The 17751-nt window shown below is 63.6% G+C and carries 18 protein-coding genes; 4 read left to right on the top strand and 14 right to left on the bottom strand.

Features of this window, described 5'->3' with window-relative positions:
- Window positions 1-49: 49 nt before the first annotated feature.
- The 7 genes from IB261_RS05755 to rplM form a co-directional block, all read right to left on the bottom strand.
- Window positions 50-454 (bottom strand): ClpXP protease specificity-enhancing factor, encoded by a 405-nt coding sequence (locus IB261_RS05755; RefSeq protein WP_081517483.1) that lies wholly within the window; start codon window positions 452-454, stop codon window positions 50-52.
- Window positions 455-465: 11 nt separating this feature from the next.
- Entirely contained in the window at window positions 466-1083 is a 618-nt protein-coding gene (locus IB261_RS05750) for a glutathione S-transferase N-terminal domain-containing protein (RefSeq protein WP_081517482.1), read from the bottom strand.
- A gap of 93 nt (window positions 1084-1176) precedes the next feature.
- Window positions 1177-1959: a cytochrome c1 gene (locus tag IB261_RS05745; RefSeq protein ID WP_081517481.1), complete on the bottom strand. Its 783-nt coding sequence runs from the start codon at window positions 1957-1959 to the stop codon at window positions 1177-1179.
- Window positions 1959-3170: a cytochrome b gene (locus IB261_RS05740; RefSeq protein WP_045209611.1), complete on the bottom strand. Its 1212-nt coding sequence runs from the start codon at window positions 3168-3170 to the stop codon at window positions 1959-1961. The genes IB261_RS05745 and IB261_RS05740 overlap by 1 nt, the downstream gene beginning before the upstream one ends.
- The gene (gene petA / locus IB261_RS05735) at window positions 3170-3760 is read right to left on the bottom strand and encodes a ubiquinol-cytochrome c reductase iron-sulfur subunit (protein ID WP_081517479.1); all 591 of its coding nucleotides are present in this window, start codon (window positions 3758-3760) and stop codon (window positions 3170-3172) included. The genes IB261_RS05740 and petA overlap by 1 nt, the downstream gene beginning before the upstream one ends.
- A gap of 249 nt (window positions 3761-4009) precedes the next feature.
- Window positions 4010-4402 (bottom strand): 30S ribosomal protein S9, encoded by a 393-nt coding sequence (gene rpsI / locus IB261_RS05730; protein ID WP_015475858.1) that lies wholly within the window; start codon window positions 4400-4402, stop codon window positions 4010-4012.
- A gap of 14 nt (window positions 4403-4416) precedes the next feature.
- Window positions 4417-4845, bottom strand: coding sequence for a 50S ribosomal protein L13 (gene rplM / locus IB261_RS05725; RefSeq protein ID WP_015475857.1), 429 nt, complete (start codon window positions 4843-4845; stop codon window positions 4417-4419).
- 246 nt (window positions 4846-5091) lie between these two features.
- On the opposite strand from rplM, the gene IB261_RS05720 reads away from it, so the two are divergent.
- Window positions 5092-6129 (top strand): NADP(H)-dependent aldo-keto reductase, encoded by a 1038-nt coding sequence (locus IB261_RS05720; protein WP_192224728.1) that lies wholly within the window; start codon window positions 5092-5094, stop codon window positions 6127-6129.
- A 57-nt stretch (window positions 6130-6186) separates the two neighbouring features.
- On the opposite strand, the gene IB261_RS05715 is transcribed toward IB261_RS05720, so the two are convergent.
- Window positions 6187-7332 carry an acyl-CoA dehydrogenase family protein gene (locus IB261_RS05715; protein WP_174824619.1) on the bottom strand — a complete coding sequence of 382 codons (1146 nt, stop codon included), beginning with the start codon at window positions 7330-7332 and terminating at the stop codon, window positions 6187-6189.
- A gap of 253 nt (window positions 7333-7585) precedes the next feature.
- Here IB261_RS05715 and IB261_RS05710 point away from each other — a divergent pair, with 253 nt between their 5' ends.
- A complete protein-coding gene (locus IB261_RS05710) occupies window positions 7586-8485 on the top strand; it encodes a GlxA family transcriptional regulator (RefSeq protein ID WP_167523310.1) in 900 nt (299 codons plus the stop codon).
- Between the two features lie 91 nt (window positions 8486-8576).
- The gene (locus IB261_RS05705; protein ID WP_192381632.1) at window positions 8577-9542 is read left to right on the top strand and encodes a hypothetical protein; all 966 of its coding nucleotides are present in this window, start codon (window positions 8577-8579) and stop codon (window positions 9540-9542) included.
- Between the two features lie 160 nt (window positions 9543-9702).
- Here IB261_RS05705 and zapE read toward each other — a convergent pair whose 3' ends face one another.
- The 3 genes from zapE to IB261_RS05690 form a co-directional block, all read right to left on the bottom strand.
- Window positions 9703-10797: a cell division protein ZapE gene (gene zapE, locus IB261_RS05700; RefSeq protein WP_081517474.1), complete on the bottom strand. Its 1095-nt coding sequence runs from the start codon at window positions 10795-10797 to the stop codon at window positions 9703-9705.
- A gap of 94 nt (window positions 10798-10891) precedes the next feature.
- Window positions 10892-12232: a tryptophan--tRNA ligase gene (locus IB261_RS05695; RefSeq protein WP_151189481.1), complete on the bottom strand. Its 1341-nt coding sequence runs from the start codon at window positions 12230-12232 to the stop codon at window positions 10892-10894.
- A gap of 60 nt (window positions 12233-12292) precedes the next feature.
- Complete coding sequence (locus IB261_RS05690) at window positions 12293-12919, bottom strand: alpha/beta hydrolase (protein WP_081517472.1); 627 nt, start codon at window positions 12917-12919, stop codon at window positions 12293-12295.
- A 139-nt stretch (window positions 12920-13058) separates the two neighbouring features.
- Here IB261_RS05690 and IB261_RS05685 point away from each other — a divergent pair, with 139 nt between their 5' ends.
- Entirely contained in the window at window positions 13059-13499 is a 441-nt protein-coding gene (locus IB261_RS05685) for a Z-ring associated ZapG family protein (RefSeq protein ID WP_045209602.1), read from the top strand.
- A 60-nt stretch (window positions 13500-13559) separates the two neighbouring features.
- On the opposite strand, the gene IB261_RS05680 is transcribed toward IB261_RS05685, so the two are convergent.
- From IB261_RS05680 to IB261_RS05670, 3 genes are all read right to left on the bottom strand, one after another.
- Window positions 13560-16016, bottom strand: coding sequence for a TonB-dependent siderophore receptor (locus tag IB261_RS05680; RefSeq protein ID WP_192381631.1), 2457 nt, complete (start codon window positions 16014-16016; stop codon window positions 13560-13562).
- Between the two features lie 102 nt (window positions 16017-16118).
- Window positions 16119-17099, bottom strand: a complete 981-nt coding sequence (locus tag IB261_RS05675) for a FecR domain-containing protein (RefSeq protein WP_192381630.1) — start codon at window positions 17097-17099, stop codon at window positions 16119-16121.
- A complete protein-coding gene (locus IB261_RS05670; RefSeq protein ID WP_139791526.1) occupies window positions 17096-17632 on the bottom strand; it encodes a sigma-70 family RNA polymerase sigma factor in 537 nt (178 codons plus the stop codon). The genes IB261_RS05675 and IB261_RS05670 overlap by 4 nt, the downstream gene beginning before the upstream one ends.
- Between the last annotated feature and the right edge of the window lie 119 nt (window positions 17633-17751).

The raw sequence follows: 17751 nt of genomic DNA, 5'->3' as shown, positions 1-17751 counted from the left end.
TCACTCGATCGCAGGCATGAAAAAGGCGACCCTCGGGTCGCCTTTTTTATTACTTCACCACCTTGAGGCTCGGCCGGCCACTGGGACGCGGCGGCTCGTCGGAGGGGCCGTCATCGGGCAGATCCTCGTCATCGGTGGGCACCGGCGGCTCCAGGTCGAAGACCATGCCCTGGCCGTTCTCCCGCGCGTATATGGCCATCACGGCCTGGGACGGGACATAGAGGCTCTGGGCGACGCCACCGAAGCGACCTTCGAAGCTGACCGCCTCGTTGTCCATCTGCAGGTGGCGCACCGCGGTCGGAGAGACGTTGAGCACTATCTGGCCGTCGCTGGCATAACCCGGCGGAACCCGCACGCCCGGGTACTCGGAATTAACCAGGATATGCGGCGTGCAGCCGTTGTCGACGATCCACTCATAGAGGGCTCGCACGAGGTAGGGACGACTGGAGTTCATCATCAGGCTCCTTAGCGCATATCACGTTCGATAGAGGACAGGCTCGCACGGAAAGTTTCCCGCGCAAACTGCCGCTCCATGTAATCCAGCAGAGGCTTCGCCGGCCGCGGAAGCTCAATGCCCAGGATCGGCAGGCGCCAGAGGATCGGCAGCAGGCAGCAATCCACCAGGCTCAGCTCGTCACTGAGGAAGAACGCCTTGTCGGCGAACAGCGGCGACACTCCGGTCAGGCTCTCACGCAACTCCTTGCGCGCCAAGGCTCGTTCGGCGTCCTTGCGGCGGGTATCGAGGATACGATCCACCAGGCTGCACCAGTCGCGCTGGATGCGGTGCATCAGCAGGCGGCTGTTGGCGCGGGCTACCGGATAGACCGGAAGCAGCGGCGGGTGCGGATAACGTTCATCGAGGTACTCCATGACCACCGTCGACTCGTAGAGCGCAAGATCACGATCCACCAGGGTCGGCAGGCTGCCATAGGGATTCACTTCGGCGAGTTTGGCCGGGATGTTGCCGACAGGCACGTCAATGATGTCGGCGACGACGCTCTTCTCGGCCAGCACCAGGCGCACGCGATGGCTGTAGTGGCAGGAAGGGTCGGAGAAACAGGTGAGCTTGTTGATTGCGGCCATGCCGCGCGCCTCCTCGCAGGATCTTCTTGTGGGAGGTAGAAAAACGCACGCGCGCCCCGTAGGGCGCGCGCTTGTTACTACGACGGGTGGTGCTTAGTGCACGTCCTTCCAGTATTCACGCTTGAGCAGGTAGGCGAATACGAAGAAGAAGGCCAGGAACAGCAGAACGTAGGTGCCGATGCGGTGAGAATCCAGCTTGTTCGGGTCAGCCGAATAAGCCAGGAAGGTCACCAGGTTCTTCACCTTCTCGTCGAACTGAGCTTCGGTCAGCTGGCCGGATTTCGGCACGATGGTCAGCTGGTCGCAGGCTTCGTGGGTCAGCGGGGTACCGGTCAGAGGATCGTACTGCTTCTTGCCATCCTCGACGACCTGAACCTGCTTGCAACCGACGACCTGGCGACCCTGCAGGCTCACCAGCACGTTCGGCATGCCGACGTTCGGGAAGATCTTGTTGTTCACGCCCCACGGACGCTTGGGATCTTCGTAGAACGAACGCAGGTAGGTGTACAGCCAGTCAGCACCACGAACGCGGGCCACCAGAGTCAGGTCCGGCGGCGCAGCACCGAACCATGCCTTGGCGTCGGCCGGCTTCATGCCGATGTCCATGTGGTCGCCGATCTTCGCACCGGTGAACACCAGGTGGCTCATCATCAGCTCTTCCGGGATACCCAGATCACGGCCAACACGCTCATAACGCTGGAACTTGGCGCTGTGGCAGCCCATGCAGTAGTTGGCGAAGGTACGCGCGCCATCCTGCATGGCGGCCTTGTCGGTCAGGTCGATATCGACCTTGTCCAGGGCCGGACCATGGCCTTCGGCGGCGAAGCCGAAGACAGGCAGCAGAGCCAGAACAAATGCAGCGAATTGCTTTTTCATCAGCCAGTCACCCTTTCCGGAACCGGTTTGGTTTTCTCCATCCGGGTGTAGAACGGCATCAGGATGAAGAAGGCGAAATACAGAATGGTGCACAGGCGGGACAGCGTGGTGCCCAGCGGCGACGGCGCTTGCGAGCCGTAGTAGCCGAGGATCACGAAGGAAACCGCGAAGATCACCAGCCAGATCTTGCTCAGCCAGCCCTTGTAGCGGATCGAGCGAACCGGGCTACGGTCGAGCCACGGCAGCACGAACAGCACGGCGATGGCGGCGCCCATGGCGATGACACCCATCAGCTTGTCCGGAACGGCGCGCAGGATGGCGTAGAACGGAGTGAAGTACCACACCGGAGCGATGTGCTCGGGGGTCTTGAACTGGTTCGCCATCTCGAAGTTGGGCTTCTCGAGGAAGAAACCGCCCATTTCCGGGAAGAAGAAGATCACGGTGCAGAAGACGAACAGGAAGACCACGACACCGACGATGTCTTTCACGGTGTAGTACGGGTGGAACGGGATGCCATCCAGCGGGATGCCGTTCTCGTCCTTCTTCTTCTTGATGTCCACGCCGTCGGGGTTGTTCGAGCCGACTTCGTGCAGCGCCAGGATGTGCAGCACGACCAGGCCGAGCAGGACGATCGGCAGCGCGATCACGTGCAGGGCGAAGAAGCGGTTCAGGGTGATACCGGAGATCAGGAAGTCACCACGGATCCACTGGGCCAGGTCTTCGCCGACGACCGGAATGGCGCCGAACAGCGAGATGATCACCTGGGCACCCCAGTAGGACATCTGGCCCCAGGGCAGCAGGTAGCCCATGAAGGCCTCGGCCATCAGGGCGAGGTAGATCAGCATGCCGAAGATCCACACCAGCTCGCGGGGCTTCTGATACGAACCGTACAGCAGACCACGGAACATGTGCAGGTAGACGACCACGAAGAACGCCGATGCACCGGTGGAGTGCATGTAGCGGATAATCCAGCCGTAATCTACATCTCGCATGATGTACTCGACGGACGCGAAAGCTTCTTCGGCCGACGGGGTGAAGCTCATGGTCAGCCAGATACCGGTGAGGATCTGGTTAACCAGGACGAGCAGCGCGAGGGAGCCGAAGAAGTACCAGAAGTTGAAGTTCTTCGGGGCGTAGTACTTGCTCAGATGGTCTTCCCACATCTTGGTCGCGGGGAAGCGGGCATCGACCCAAGCCATGAACTTGTTCATCAGGCTTTCTCCTGGTCCACACCGATGGTCAGCTCGTCACCATCAAGCGAATAAGGCGGAATCGGCAGGTTCAGGGGCGCGGGCTGTCCCTTGTAAACGCGGCCGGCGAGGTCGTAATGGGAGCCGTGGCACGGGCAGAAGTAGCCACCTTTCCAATCCGGACCGAGGTCTGCGGGAGCGACTTCCGGGCGGAAGGTCGGCGAGCAGCCCAGGTGGGTGCAGATGCCGACGATCACAGCCAGTTCAGGCTTGATCGAGCGCACCTTGGGATCGACGTAGGCCGGCTGGTCCGAAGCCTTCGACTCGGGGTCGGCCAGTTGCCCGTCGAGGGTCGGCAGCGCGTCCAGCATTTCCTTGGTGCGGTGCACCAGGAATACCGGCTTGCCGCGCCACTCAGCGATCACCTGCTGGCCCGGCTCGATCTTCCCTACGTTGACCTTCACCGGCGCGCCAGCGGCCTTCGCCTTGGCACTGGGGAACCATGACCCCACGAACGGGACCGCAGCTCCGACCGCTCCTGCCGCACCAACCACCGAGGTGGCCGCGACAAGGAAGCGACGCCGGCCTGCATTCACGCCGTCATTACTCATTCAGTCGTCTCCCATCAGCTTCAAGCCTGTTCAAATCAGGCTTTTAAGTAAAAATTCGAGCCGCGCAAAAAATTCGCCAAATGGTAAAGAAAAGCCCTTGTGATGACAAGGTAATAGCCTGTTACGCAACCCCTGGAACCCTTGCCCCGCGCGGCTTGCGCGGATGCGACACCTTGCCGCACGAACTTATTGAAGACATAAAAAAACGCCCAGTCCAAAGGATCTGGGCGTTTTTTTCGAAGCGTCGTATTAACGCTTGGAGTACTGCGGACGCTTACGCGCTTTGCGCAGACCGACTTTCTTACGTTCAACTTCGCGGGCGTCGCGAGTGACGTAGCCGGCTTTACGCAGCGAGCTGCGCAGGGTCTCGTCGTACTCGATCAGAGCGCGGGTGATACCGTGACGGATCGCACCAGCTTGACCGCTTACGCCACCGCCAACGACGGTTACGTAGATATCGAACTTCTCGGTGTTCTCGGTCAGCTCGAGCGGCTGACGGACAACCATGCGAGCGGTCTCACGACCAAAGAACTGCTCGATGGAGCGGTTGTTGATGGAGATCTTGCCAGTACCCGGACGCAGGAAGACGCGAGCGGTAGCGGTCTTACGACGGCCAGTGCCGTAATTTTGAGTCGCCGACATAATGAGCTATCCCGTTAAATCTTCAGTTCTTGAGGCTGCTGAGCGGTGTGCGGGTGGTTGGCACCCTTGTACACTTTCAGCTTGCGGTACATGTCGCGGCCCAGCGGGTTCTTCGGCAGCATGCCTTTGACGGCAGTCTCGATAACACGCTCAGGAGCCTTGGCGATCAGCTTCTCGAAGTTGATCGACTTGATACCGCCCGGGAAGCCCGAGTGATGGTAGTACATCTTGTCGGTAGCTTTGGCGCCAGTGACACGAACCTGCTCGGCGTTGATGACGACGATGTAGTCGCCGGTGTCAACGTGCGGGGTGTATTCCGGCTTGTGCTTGCCGCGCAGGCGGGTAGCAATCTCGGTAGCCAGACGACCCAGGGTCAGGCCAGCAGCGTCGACGACGAACCAGTCGCGCTTAACAGTTTCTGGTTTCGCGGTATAAGTTTTCATTCGTTATAGCCTCAGGGGCCGCCTGAAAATAAGACGGCGAATCTTACTGGACAGTGGTTGCCTTGACAAGTCAAGGACAGCCGAAGACAGACACGAATTGGGGCTCGGGTCGGTGTGCGTCCGTAACGACTAGATGTATCGATCGGCAGGCTTTGGCATCCCCCACCGATGAAAGGCTGCGGAATTATGCAGATTCCGGCAGAATTTTCAACCGTCTTACGCACTTGTTTTCATGAGGAGACCTGCATGGAGTACCGCCCGCTCGGCCGCACCGAACTGAAAGTCAGCGCCCTCTGCCTGGGGACCATGACCTGGGGCGAGCAGAATACGCAAAGCGAGGCCTTCGCCCAGATCGAACGAGCCAAGGCCGCCGGTCTGAATTTCATCGATACCGCCGAGATGTACCCGGTGCCGCCGCGCGCGGAAACCTACTCCCGCACCGAGCAGATCATCGGCAACTGGTTCGCCCAGCGCGGCGATCGCGCCGACTGGGTGCTCGCCAGCAAGATCGCCGGCCCCGGCAATTCCATCAGCCACATCCGTGACGGCCAGCCGAAGCTCGACCGCAAGAACATCGTCGCGGCGCTGGACGACAGCCTCAAGCGCCTGCAGACCGACTGGATCGACCTCTACCAGTTGCACTGGCCCGAGCGCAGCACCAACTTCTTCGGCCAACTGGGCTACCAGCACAAGGAAGAAAGCTTCACCGCACTGGAGGACACCCTGGAGGCCCTGGACGAGCAGGTTCGCGCCGGCAAGATCCGCCACGTCGGCCTGTCCAACGAAACGCCCTGGGGCACCATGCGTTTCCTGCAGATCGCCCAGGAGCGCGGCTGGCCGCGCGCGGTGTCGATCCAGAACCCCTACAACCTGCTCAACCGCAGCTTCGAGGTGGGCCTGGCGGAAGTCGCCATCCGCGAGCAGATCGGCCTGCTGGCCTACTCTCCCCTGGCCTTTGGCATGCTCTCGGGCAAGTACTTCGGCGGCGCGCGCCCGGCCAATGCACGGATTACCCTGTTCAGCCGCTTCACCCGCTACACCAACCCGCAGACCGCCAGCGCCTGCGACCGCTACGTCACCCTGGCCCGCGAGCACGGCCTGGACCCGGCGCAGATGGCCCTGGCCTTCGTTACCAGCCGGCCGTTCGTGACCAGCAACATCATCGGCGCGACCAACCTCGAACAACTGGAAGCCAACCTCGGCAGCTTCGAGCTGAAGCTCTCCGACGAGGTGCTGGCCGGCATCGAGGCGATCCACAAGGACCAGCCGAACCCGGCCCCCTGATCGTCTGTGCGCCACGAAAAAGCCCGGCCAATGCCGGGCTTTTTTCATCCGCGACGGTTACAGCGCGCGGGCGATGATCTCCTTCATGATCTCGTTGGTGCCGGCGTAGATGCGCTGCACCCGCGCATCGGCCCAGGCACGGGCGATCGGATACTCCCACATGAAGCCGTAACCGCCGTGGAGCTGCACGCATTCATCGAGCACCTTGCACTGCAGGTCGGTGGTCCAGTACTTGGCCATCGCCGCCGTGGGCACGTCCAGCTTGCCTTCCAGATGCTGCTCCAGGCAGCGGTCGACAAAGACGCGGCCAACCTGAATTTCGGTAGCCATTTCCGCGAGCTTGAAGCGCGTGTTCTGGAAGTCCGCGACGGATTTTCCGAAGGCCTTGCGGTCGCGGGTGTAGTCCAGTGTCCATTTCAGCGCTGCCTCGGCCGAGGCCAGCGCGCCGAGGGCCACGGTCAGGCGCTCCTGAGGCAGTTCCTGCATCAGGTAGATGAACCCCTGCCCGTCCTTGCCCAGCAGGTTTTCCTTGGGGATACGCACGTCCTGGAAGAACAGCTCGGAGGTGTCCTGGGCCTTCATGCCGACCTTTTCCAGGCGCTTGCCCTTGCTGAAGCCCGGCGTACCGGCCTCCACCAGGAACAGGCTGGTGCCCTTGGCGCCGGCCTTGGGGTCGGTCTTGGCGACCACGATCACCAGGTCGGCCAGCCAGCCGTTGGTGATGAAGGTCTTCGAACCGTTGATCACGTACTCGTCGCCATCCAGCACGGCGGTGGTCTTCACGCCCTGCAGGTCGGAGCCGGCGCCCGGTTCGGTCATGGCGATGGCCGAGACCATCTCACCGGAAATCAGCTTGGGCAGGTAGCGCTGCTTCAGCTCTTCGCTGCCGTAGTGAAGGATGTAGGGCGCGACGATATCCGAGTGCAGCGAGAAGCCGATGCCGGTCAGGCCCAGGCGGCCGATCTCCTCGATCACCACGGCGCTGTAGAGGAAGTCCGCCGCCATGCCGCCATAGGCCTCGGGCAGATGCGAGCAGAGCATCCCGGCCTCGCCGGCCTTGTTCCACAGCTGGCGATCGATGTGACCGTCCTTTTCCCACTGGGCGTGGAAGGGCACCGCCTCCTGTTCGAGGAACTTGCGGACGCTGTCGCGGAACAGCTCGTGGTCGGAACTGAACAGGGTTCTTGGAATCATGCGCTGCACCTGCGGATCGGTTGTAGGAATTATTGGAAGGCCGACTGTAGGCCAAGCACGAACCGCTCTGCACTGGACACTTTCGCCAAAAAATAAGACGATCCAGCCGCATCATGACCGCTTTAGCGTCATGCAAAGACATCCATAAGAAGTACAAGAACCGATGCCCAACCCAGCTTCCCGCGTGCTGCGCCGCGTCAGCATCCTCGCCACCCATGGCGTGTTCGGCTCCACCCTGATGCAGGCCAAGGACTTCTTCCACATGGCTGCCCTGCGCCACGGCCGCCAACAGGGCCTCGGCCTGCAGCCCAGCTTCGAGACCCGCATCGTCAGCCCCGACGGCCAGCCGGTGATGAGTTTCAGCGGCGATCTCCTGCCGGTCCACGGCGCCCTGGACGAACCTGAGCTGATCATCCTCCCGGCCTTCTGGGGCGACTTCGACGAACTGCTGACCCTCTACCCGCAGGTGATGCCCTGGCTGCGCGAGCGCCATGCGGCCGGCTGCGTGCTGTGCGGCGAAGTCTCGGGAGTATTCTGGCTGGCCGAGGCCGGCCTGCTGGACGGCAAGGAAGCAACCACCTACTGGCGCTTCTTCCGCGAATTCGCCGAGCGCTACCCCCGGGTTCTGCTCAACCAGGACAAGCACATCGCCGACGCCGACAACATCTACAGCGCCAGCGGCCTGACCTCGGTGCGCGACCTGTACATCTACCTGATCGAGCACTTCTGCGGCGCCGCCGTGGCCCAGGGCGTGGCCCGCGACATCCTCTACGAGGTGCAGCGCACCTACACGCCCGGGCGCCTGGGCTTCGGCGGCCAGAAGCTGCACCACGACCCGGCGATCCTGCAGATCCAGCACTGGCTGGAAGAACACTTCTGCGACAAGTTCCGCTTCGAGGATGTCGCCCGCGAGCACGGCATGAGCATCCGCAACTTCATGCGGCGCTTCCAGGCGGCCACCGGGGACAAGCCACTGCACTATCTGCAGCGCCTGCGCATCGAGACCGCGCGCAATCTGCTGTCCACCAGCCGCAAGAGTATCAAGACCATCAGCTACGAAGTCGGCTACGACGACGCCAGCTTCTTCGCTCGCCTGTTCAGACAGCACACCGGACTGTCGCCGAATCATTACCGGCGTCAGTACGAACAGAAGGAAGCCTGAAACAGGCCATCCCTAGGATGGGTTCACGGACTCGGGTGCCGCCCTATGATCGGGGCAGCAATCGACAACAAGAACCCAACGGGATATCGCCATGCGCCGCTTTCTGCTTGCCCTGCTGGCCGTCTTCAGCCTGAACGCTGTGGCGGACGACACCTGGAAACCCTTCCCCTACGACCAGAGCGCCTTCGACTACAGCGGGGACAAACTGCGCGAGGCCTGGCCGCGCCTGACTCGCGGCTTCGGCGCCAACTACCCCTTCCCGGATGCGGACTGGGTCGTGACCATGGCCACCAAGCATCCGGATGCCCTGGAGAAGACCGTGACCGCCGGCACCGGCTTCAGCGGCAAGCCGGAAGAGGCGCAGGTCTACGCCGAGAAGCTGCAGGACGTGTGGCGCAAGGTATTCCGCGGCGACTTCGCCCAGGCCAGGAAGGACGGTCTCGCGCTGGGTGTCGGCGGGCAGGTGCCGGGCATGTTCGCCCAGGTGCTCTATGCCATGTTCCTCGCGCCGAATCAGGACGAGAAGCAGCGCCTGCTGGAGGAAGTCATCAGCTACACCGACGAGGCCGGCCCACTGCTCAATGCCGACCCCATCGCCCAGTTCGGCCGCGCCTACGCCAAGGCCCGTCTGGCCGAAGACCTGCCGGTGCCGGTAGTGCTCAAGCGCGGCTACACCGGCGACATCCCCAAGGAACTGGACGCCCTGCTGGCCAAGCAGCCGAACCAGCCGTTCGCCCTGGCGCTCTACGGCGGCTATGAAGCGGGCGTGATCCGCAAGGTTGGCAAGCTGGTGGGCAAGATGACCTACGGAGTCAGCGCGGACAAGATGGAGCAGTACTTCGCCCGCTCCTTCCGCGCCTCCGACGACCTGCCCATCGGCCACTATGAATACGCCAACGCGCTGGGCTATGTGTACGGCGAGGACGAGGAGCAGAAGGCGCTGGAGCAGCTGAAGAAGGCCGTGGCGATCAAGCCGATCAATGCCATGGAGGCGCTGGAAGTCGCCCATGCCGAGCAATTGCTGAAGAAGGCGCAGCAGGAAATGGCGCAGCGCTGAATACGACTCCACGCCATCCTACGGCTCTATAGAGGCGGACCTTGTCCGCCATCGCGGGCATAGCCCGCTCCTACAAGGGGCCCGGCACGGTCGGCACAATCCCCGCACCTAAAAAACGAAAAAGGCTGCCCAAGGGCAGCCTTTTTCGTTCATCCGACCATCAGGGACGGTGCGGGCGGCTCAGGTATTCGTGGGACTGCATTTCCAGCAGGCGGCTCAGGGTGCGCTGGAATTCGAACTCCAGGCGGCCACCGGTGTACAGGTCCTTGAGCTCGACCTCGGCGGAGAGGATCAGCTTGACGTTGCGGTCGTAGAACTCGTCCACCAGGTTGATGAAGCGGCGCGCCATGTCGTCCTTGGCCACCCCCATCTGCTCGACGTTGGAAATCAGGATCGCGTGGAAGATCTTCGCCAGCTCGATGTAGTCGTTCTGGCTGCGCGGACCGTCGCACAGCTCGCGGAACTCGAACCAGGCCACATCATCGCAGGTGATGCGCGCGCGGATTTCGCGGTTCTCGATCATCAGAGCGTCGTCGCGGGTGGCCGCGGCGCACTCCGGGGTCAGCGCCTTGAAGTCGCGGGTCATGGCCTGCTCGGCCTGCTCGGACAGCGGCCAGTGGTACAGCTCGGCCTGCTCCAGGGCGCGCAGGCGGTAGTCCACGCCGCTGTCGACGTTGACCACTTCGGTGTGCTGCTTGACCAGCGCGATGGCCGGCAGGAAGCGGGCACGCTGCAGGCCGTCCTTGTACAGGCCGTCCGGCACGATGTTGGAGGTGGCCACCAGGCTGACGCCGTTCTTGAACAGCTCTTCCAGCAGGGTCGCGAGGATCATCGCGTCGGTGATGTCGGAGACGAAGAACTCGTCGAAGCAGATGACCCGGGCCTCGTCGGCGAAACGCTTGCCGATGATGGTCAGCGGGTTCTTCTCGCCCTTGAGGGTCTTCATTTCCTCGTGGACGCGCTTCATGAAGCGGTGGAAGTGCGTGCGCATCTTCTGCTTGAAGGGTAGCGCCTCGAAGAAGGTATCCACCAGGTAGGTCTTGCCACGGCCGACGCCGCCCCAGAAGTACAGGCCCTTCACCGGCTCCTGGGACTTCTTGCCCAGCAGCTTGCCGAACAGGCCGGTCTTGCCCTTATCGGCGGCGACCAGGTCGTCGTAGAGGCGTTGCAGGTGCTTCACGGCGTTCGCTTGCGCGGCGTCGTGGAAGAAATCGGGGCGTTTCAGGTCTTCCTGGTAGCGCTGAAGAGGCGTCATGATCGGTAGCAAGGCAACGAAAACGGGGGCGCACACTTTAGCGGCGCCCCCGTTGCTTGGCAATTGGCCGGTAGTCGGACCGGCCTGCCAACCCTCACTCCTGCGGAGCGAGAGCCTCACGCAGGCGCTGCATGGCAGCGTCGCGCTCCGCGTCGGTGGAGAACTCCGGGCTGTACGCCACGGCTTCGCCATCCAGGCGCACGCTGAAGGCATTCAGCTCGGCGTGCAGGTCCAGCTCCTCGGCTTGCAGGCGCTTGGTCACCTGGCCCGCGGCCTTGCCGTCGGCGAAGGCGATGGACAGCAGCAGTTGCTCGCCAGCGGCATCCAGCAGGCGGAAGCGGAAGCCGTCGTCCTCGCGGAAGCTGACGAAACGCGCGGCCTTGGCGACCTTCTTCTTGCCTTCGCTGGCCACCTGCACCTGCTCGCGGAACGAGCGCAGGCCGACGGATTCGCGCAGCTCGCCGAGGAACGGAGTAGCGATGCGACGGGCCTTGGCGGCACCGGCCAGGAGGATGTCCTCCAGGTCGGCCGGGCGAGTGATCAGTGCGTGGTAGCGCTCGCGAGCCTCGCCCAGCTCGTTGTCGAGCAGTTCGAACAGGCGCTGCTTGGCCTCGCCCCAGGCCAGGCCACCGAGCAGCTCGGCGCGGAACGCAGCCTGTTGCTCATGGGTGGAGAACGCCTGGTACAGGGTGAACAGGTGCGAGTTGTCCGGGTCCTTCGGCTCGCCCGGCGCGCGGGAGTCGGTGACGATGCGCGCCACGGCGTCCTTGAGCTGCTTGGCGCTGCCGAACAGCGGAATGGTGTTGTCGTAGCTCTTGGACATCTTGCGACCGTCCAGGCCCGGCAGGGTCGCCACGTCTTCCTCGATCACCACCTCGGGCAGGGTGAACAGTTCCTTGCCGTTGCCGAATAGGTGGTTGAAGCGCTGGCCGATGTCGCGGGCCATCTCGACGTGCTGGATCTGGTCGCGGCCGACCGGCACCTTGTGGGCGTTGAACATCAGGATGTCCGCGGCCATCAGCACCGGGTAGCTGTACAGGCCCATGGTGACGCCGGCGTCCGGGTCTTCACCGGCCTCGACGTTCTTGTCCACCGAGGCCTTGTAGGCGTGGGCGCGATTGAGCAGGCCCTTGGCGCTGACGCAGGTGAGCAGCCAGGTCAGTTCGGGGATTTCGGGAATATCGGACTGGCGATAGAAGGTCGCCTTGTCAGCATCCAGGCCGCAGGCCAGCCAGGTGGCGGCGATCTCCAGGCGCGAACGCTGGATGCGCGCCGGATCATCGCACTTGATCAGCGCGTGGTAGTCGGCCAGGAAGTAGAAGGAGTCTGCCTGCGGATCGCGGCTGGCAACGATGGCCGGGCGGATGGCGCCGGCGTAGTTGCCCAGGTGCGGAGTACCGGTGGTGGTGATGCCGGTCAGGATACGGGTCGTCATGGGAATCCAGGAATCAACACAAATGAAAGGGCGGGCCGGATGGTAACGCGGCTGGCCGACCTAGGCGAGCCGGGCCTGTATCAGGTCCTTGAGCTCGATCAGCTTGCCGTGGAAGAAATGGCTGCACTCGGGGATGCGGATCAGTTCGTGGGGTTTGCTCTGCTCGGCGCTCCAGGCATACACGCGCTCGGGAGTGACCACTTCGTCGGCCTCCGGCTGGATCACCGTGAGCGGGCAGCGCTCGGGCAGGTCGACGTCGAAACGCTCGACCGGCGGCGCCAGCATGAACAGTTGCGCAAGGTCAGCGCCCTCTTCTTCCAGGCGCTCGGCGGCGTTGCCGGCCACGCAGGAGCCGAAGGAGAAGCCCATCAGCGTCAGCGGCAGCCCCGGATGCTGCTCGGCGAGCCAGCGCGCAGCGGCCAGCGCATCGTCGATCTCGCCACGGCCTTCGGCATAACTGCCGGCGCTCTGACCCACGCCACGAAAATTGAAACGCAGGGTGGCGTATCCTGCATCCCGTGCGGCGCGCTGCAGGGTGGCGACCACCTTGTTCTGCATGGTGCCGGCGAACAGCGGATGCGGATGACAGATCAGCGCGACGCCCCTGGCGTCGGGCGTGGCGAGGTGCAGGGCTTCCAGCTGGCCGTCGGGGCCGTCGAGGAACAGGGGGATTTCGCGGGTGGTCAAACAACAGCTCCGTGACCCCGTGGCGGGTCGTCTCGTCTAGCTCAATACCTGCGCAGGCGGCGAAGCATTCGCCACGGTATACAAGCACAGGTGCAAGCCGCTAACGTAAAGCAAAGCCGTCTATAGAGGAAGGATTCGCGTGGAACAGTCCCTCACCACCTGGTTGCTGCCGCTACTCGCCCTGATCGTCGGGGTCGGCATCGGCTTTCTGATCGCCCGCCTTCTGCCCAACGCCGCGCCCAACAAGCTGCAGCGTCAGGTAGACGACATGCAGGATCGTTTCGATAGCTACCAGCGCGAAGTGGTGACCCACTTCAGCACCTCCGCCAGCCTGATGAAGAAGCTCACCCAGAGCTATCAGGATGTGCAGGAACACCTGTCCGAAGGCGCCGAGCGCCTGGCCCTGGACGAACAGACCAAGCAGCGCCTGCTGGCCGCCCTGCACGCCGACGAGTACCCCGAGCGCCGCGAGCGGCTGACCCCGCCGGCAAACAACGAAGCGCCGCGCGACTATGCGCCCAAGACCGGCGACGGCCCGGGCACCCTGGACGAGACGTACGGGCTGAAGAGCAAGTACTGATACCTCGCGCCAAAGAAAAAGCCCCGCCGATGCGGGGCTTTTTCATTCATGCGGCCAGGATTACCAGCGGAAGGTGACGCTACCCAGCAAGGTGCGCTCCTCGCCCCAGTAGCAGCGCCCGGCGTTGTTGCAGCCAGCGACGTATTCCTTGTCCAGCAGGTTCTTCGCGTTCACCTCGGCGGACCAGTGCTCGTCGAGCTGGTAGCCGACGAGCGCGTCCACCAGGGTCACGTCGCCGGTATCCAGCTTGCCGTACAGCGACGCCGGGGTGTAGGCGAATGTGCTGTCGAAGTGCCGTACGCCGCCGCCCACACGCAGGCCTTTGAGATAGCCATCGAGGAAGCGGTAGGTGCCCCAGGCCGAGGCCTGGTTGCGCGGCACGCCGGTCATCTGGTGGTCCTCCAGCAGCGAGCCGGGGGAATCCTTGGTGATCCGCGAGTCGGTGTAGGTATAGGAAGCTGTCAGGCTGAGGTTCTCGGTGATATCGCTGTTGACCTCCAGCTCCAGCCCCTTGGAACGGCTTTCACCCACCTGCCGGTAGTCGCCGACCGTGCTGTCGTAGATCACGTCGTCGGTCTTGCGCAGGTCATAGACCGAGGCGGTCATCGAGGTGTTCCAGCCCTTGGGCTCGTACTTCACGCCGACTTCGTACTGCTCGCTGGTGGTCGGGTCGAGGGTGCCGGACTTGCTCGACGTCTGCTGGGTCGGTGCAAAGGCCGTGGAGTAGCTGACATAGGGCGACAGGCCATTGTCGAACTGGTACATCAGGCCAGCCTGCCAGGTGAAGTCATGGTCCCAGTAGTCGAGGTCGGCCAGGCCGTTGGTGGTACCGGCGCGGTTGCGGTATTGGCTGTTGACCTCGTCGAGGCGCCCGCCAAGCAGGGCGATCCAGTTGTCATAGCGCGTCTGCAGCTGGCCATAGAGGCCGTACATCTTCTGCTCCAGCAGCGCGTCCTGCACGTGGATCGGCGTCGTCGGCTTGGTCGTCCACACCGGATCGAACACGTTGACCGAGCCGCCGGCGCCCGCGTCCCAGTCCTGGTTGAACGAGGTACGGTCGAAGCTCGTCCCCACCAGCACGGTATTGGCCAGTTCGCCGGACTGGAAATGCCCCTCGAACTGGTTGTCCAACGAGTAGGTCATCGACTTGTTGTAGCGGTCGTAAGCGGTGTTGTTGACGTTGGTGCCGAAGCCGCCGTTGTTCAGGTTGCCCGGCCACATCTCGCGGCGGTCGATGCGCGACTGCATGTAGCGCGAGTTCTGGCGGAACTGCCAGGTGTCGTTGAACTGATGGCTGAACTCATAGCCCAGCGTCCAGGCCTCGCGTTCGAACTTGTCCCAGTCCGGGTTGCCGGACAGGGTGTCCTTGTCGATCTTGCCGTTGGGGTTGTGCAGCAGGGTGCCGGCTGCCGGGTAGCCCAGCTCCATCAGCGTGCGGTCGCGCTGGTAGGTCGAGAGCAGCGTCAGCGAGGTCGCATCGTCGAAGTTGAAGGTCATCGACGGGGCAATATAGATGCGGTCATCGGGCTGGTGATCGACCTGGGTGTCGGAGTCGCGGCCGAGCATCACCACGCGCCCGAGGATATTGCCCTCGTCGGTCAGCGGGCCGGAGACGTCGACGCCCAGCTGCTTGCGGTCATGGGAGCCGTAGGTCAGCTGGACCTCGCCGCGCGGATCGACGGTCGGGCGCTTGCTGACCAGGTTGACGATGCCACCGGGTGCATTCTCGCCGTAGAGGATCGAGGTCGGGCCGCGAAACACCTCGACACGCTCCAGGCCATAGGGCTCGCTGGTGGTGTCGTAGCGGTTGCCTTGCACGCGCAGGCCGTCGCGCAGCAGGCCGTAGCCCCAGTCGGTGGCATTGAAGCCGCGAATGAAGAACAGGTCGCCGGCCAGACCATCACCGGCGGCGAACGGCGGGGCAAAAATGCCCGGTACGTAGCCCAGCACATCGGTAAGGGTCTGCGACTGCTGGTCCTCCATGCGCTGGCGGGTCACCACCGAGATCGAGCGCGGCGTCTCCGCCAGAGGAGTGCTGGTCTTGCCCGCGGTGGAGCTGACCTTGGCGTTGTAGCCGTTGTCGTCCGCTGGCTCACCGCTCGTACCGCTGCCGATGATCGAGGTCGAATCCATCTGCAGCACGGTGCCGTTCGGGTCCGGTTGCAGCACGTAGCCACCGGACTCCTGCGGCACCGCCTGCAGGCCCGTGCCATCGAGCAGCAACGCCAGGGCACGCTCGACGCTGTAGCGACCATCAAGGCCCTTGCTGGACTTGCCGGCAGTCAGATCGTTGTGGCCGACCAGGTAGATTCCAGCCTGGCTGCTGAACTGGTTGAGCGAGGTCGCCAGGGCGCCCGGCGCGACGTGGTATTCGCGCAGAGCGGCCTGCTCCGTGCCAGAGGCCGCCTGGGCGGGCGAGCTCAGGGGCAGCGCAGCGACGCTGCAGAACGACAACGAGATGGCCAGCGCCAGCGGCCGCCGGGCGAAGCGGCGCGAGGTGGAAGTGGGCGAGTACATGGAATTCCCTGGTTCGGTGCAGTGGGTAAAAGTGCGTTTCCATGGAGTGACCGAACGGGAAACTGAAAAGGGAACCGCTGCGGAAAGTTTTTTCGCGATACCTCAGGCTGACTCGATGCTGACCCACCAGGGCGTCAGACGCCGGACCTGCACCGGCAACGCCGCCGCCAACAGGCGCAACGCCTGGTCACTGTCGTCCAGCGGAAAGGCGCCCATCACCGGCAACTGCGCGACTGCCGGATCACAGCCCAGATAACCGTGGCGATAACGCCCCAGTTCCTCGACCAGTTGCCCCAGCGACATGTTCTCGGCGGTGAGCACATGGCGTACCCAGGACTCCCCTGCCGTCTGTGCTGGCGACACCTCGCCGATGGCGAGGCGCGTGAAATCGACGCGCTGGCCGGCCTCCAGCACCCGCCGCTCGCCGCTGTCCGCCGTACGAATCTCCACCGCGCCGCTGTAGACATTGAGGCGCGTGGCGTCGCCCAGTTGCCTGACCGCGAAGCGCGTGCCCAGCGCGCGCAGGCGCCCCTGCTCGGTGTCGACGAGGAAAGGCCGCTGCGCGGCATCCCTGGCGGTGTCCACCAGGACTTCGCCGAAGCGCAGGCGCAGCAGGCGCTGGTCCGGGCCATAGTCGGCGTCTACCGCGCTGATCGCCGCCAGCCAGAGGTGTGTGCCATCGGCGAGGATCGCCTCGCGGGTCTCGGCGGTAGTGGTGCTGTAGTCCGCGCTCCAGCCCTGCACCAGCCTTGGCAAGGCGGTACCGCGCCAGGTGCCCCAGCCGAGCAACAGGCCGCCGCTGAGCACCAGCAGGCTCTTGAGCCCCTGGCGGCGTGAAAGCTGACGTTCGCCGCTGGTCTTGAGCACCCGCCCTGCCAGTTGCCTCTCGCCCTGCAAAGGGGCGAAGCGTTGGCCAATGCGCTCGACGTAATGCCAGGCGGCCTGGTGCTCGGCGTGCAGGTCGAACCACTGGCGCCATTGTGCGTGGAGTTGCGCGCTGGGATTTTCATCCTGCAGCAGCACGTACCAGTTCGCCGCCTGCTGCAGGCTCGCGTGGCTGAGTTTGTCGTCGTGGCCGTTCACTCCACCAGCACTCCGTCCAGCTCGGCTTCCAGTACCGCACAATGCAGGAAGGCCTGGGCGAGATACTTCTTCACCATGCGCTCGGACACCCCCAGCTCCCCGGCGATTTCGCGGTACGGCCAGCCATCGATCTGCGCCAGCAGAAAGGCCCGGCGCACCCTGGCGGGCAGACGCAGCAGCATCGCGTCCACCTGGTGCAGGGTTTCCAGGATCAGCGCCAGTTGCTCGGGCGACGACTGCACCGCTTCGGGCTGCGCGGCCAGGGATTCCAGCCACGCCAGCTCGAGCTGCTGGCGGCGCCACTGGTCGATCACCAGGCCGCGGGCAATGGTCGCGAGGTAAGTTCGCGGCTGGTCGAGGTACACCGCGACGCCCTTGGCGCGCGTCATGAGCACACGCAGGAAGGTGTCCTGGGCGAGGTCGGCGGCGCGCTGCGAGCAGCCGGTCTTGCGCCGAATCCAGCCCTGCAGCCAGCCATGGTGATCAGCATAGAGGCGGTGGATGTCGTGATCCGCGAGTTGTGTACGACCCAATAGCGACACCGCCACACCTGCTATCTAGCAAATAATAATCAGTCTCATTATTAGACAGCATGCAGGTCGGCGGCAATAGCCATCTGCCAGTGAACGTTCGCGAGTCGTCTCGGGTCTTT

Origin of the sequence: Pseudomonas sp. PDM20 (genome assembly GCF_014852575.3) — a bacterium.
Taxonomy (GTDB): domain Bacteria; phylum Pseudomonadota; class Gammaproteobacteria; order Pseudomonadales; family Pseudomonadaceae; genus Pseudomonas.
This window is presented reverse-complemented; position numbering and strand designations above follow the sequence as displayed.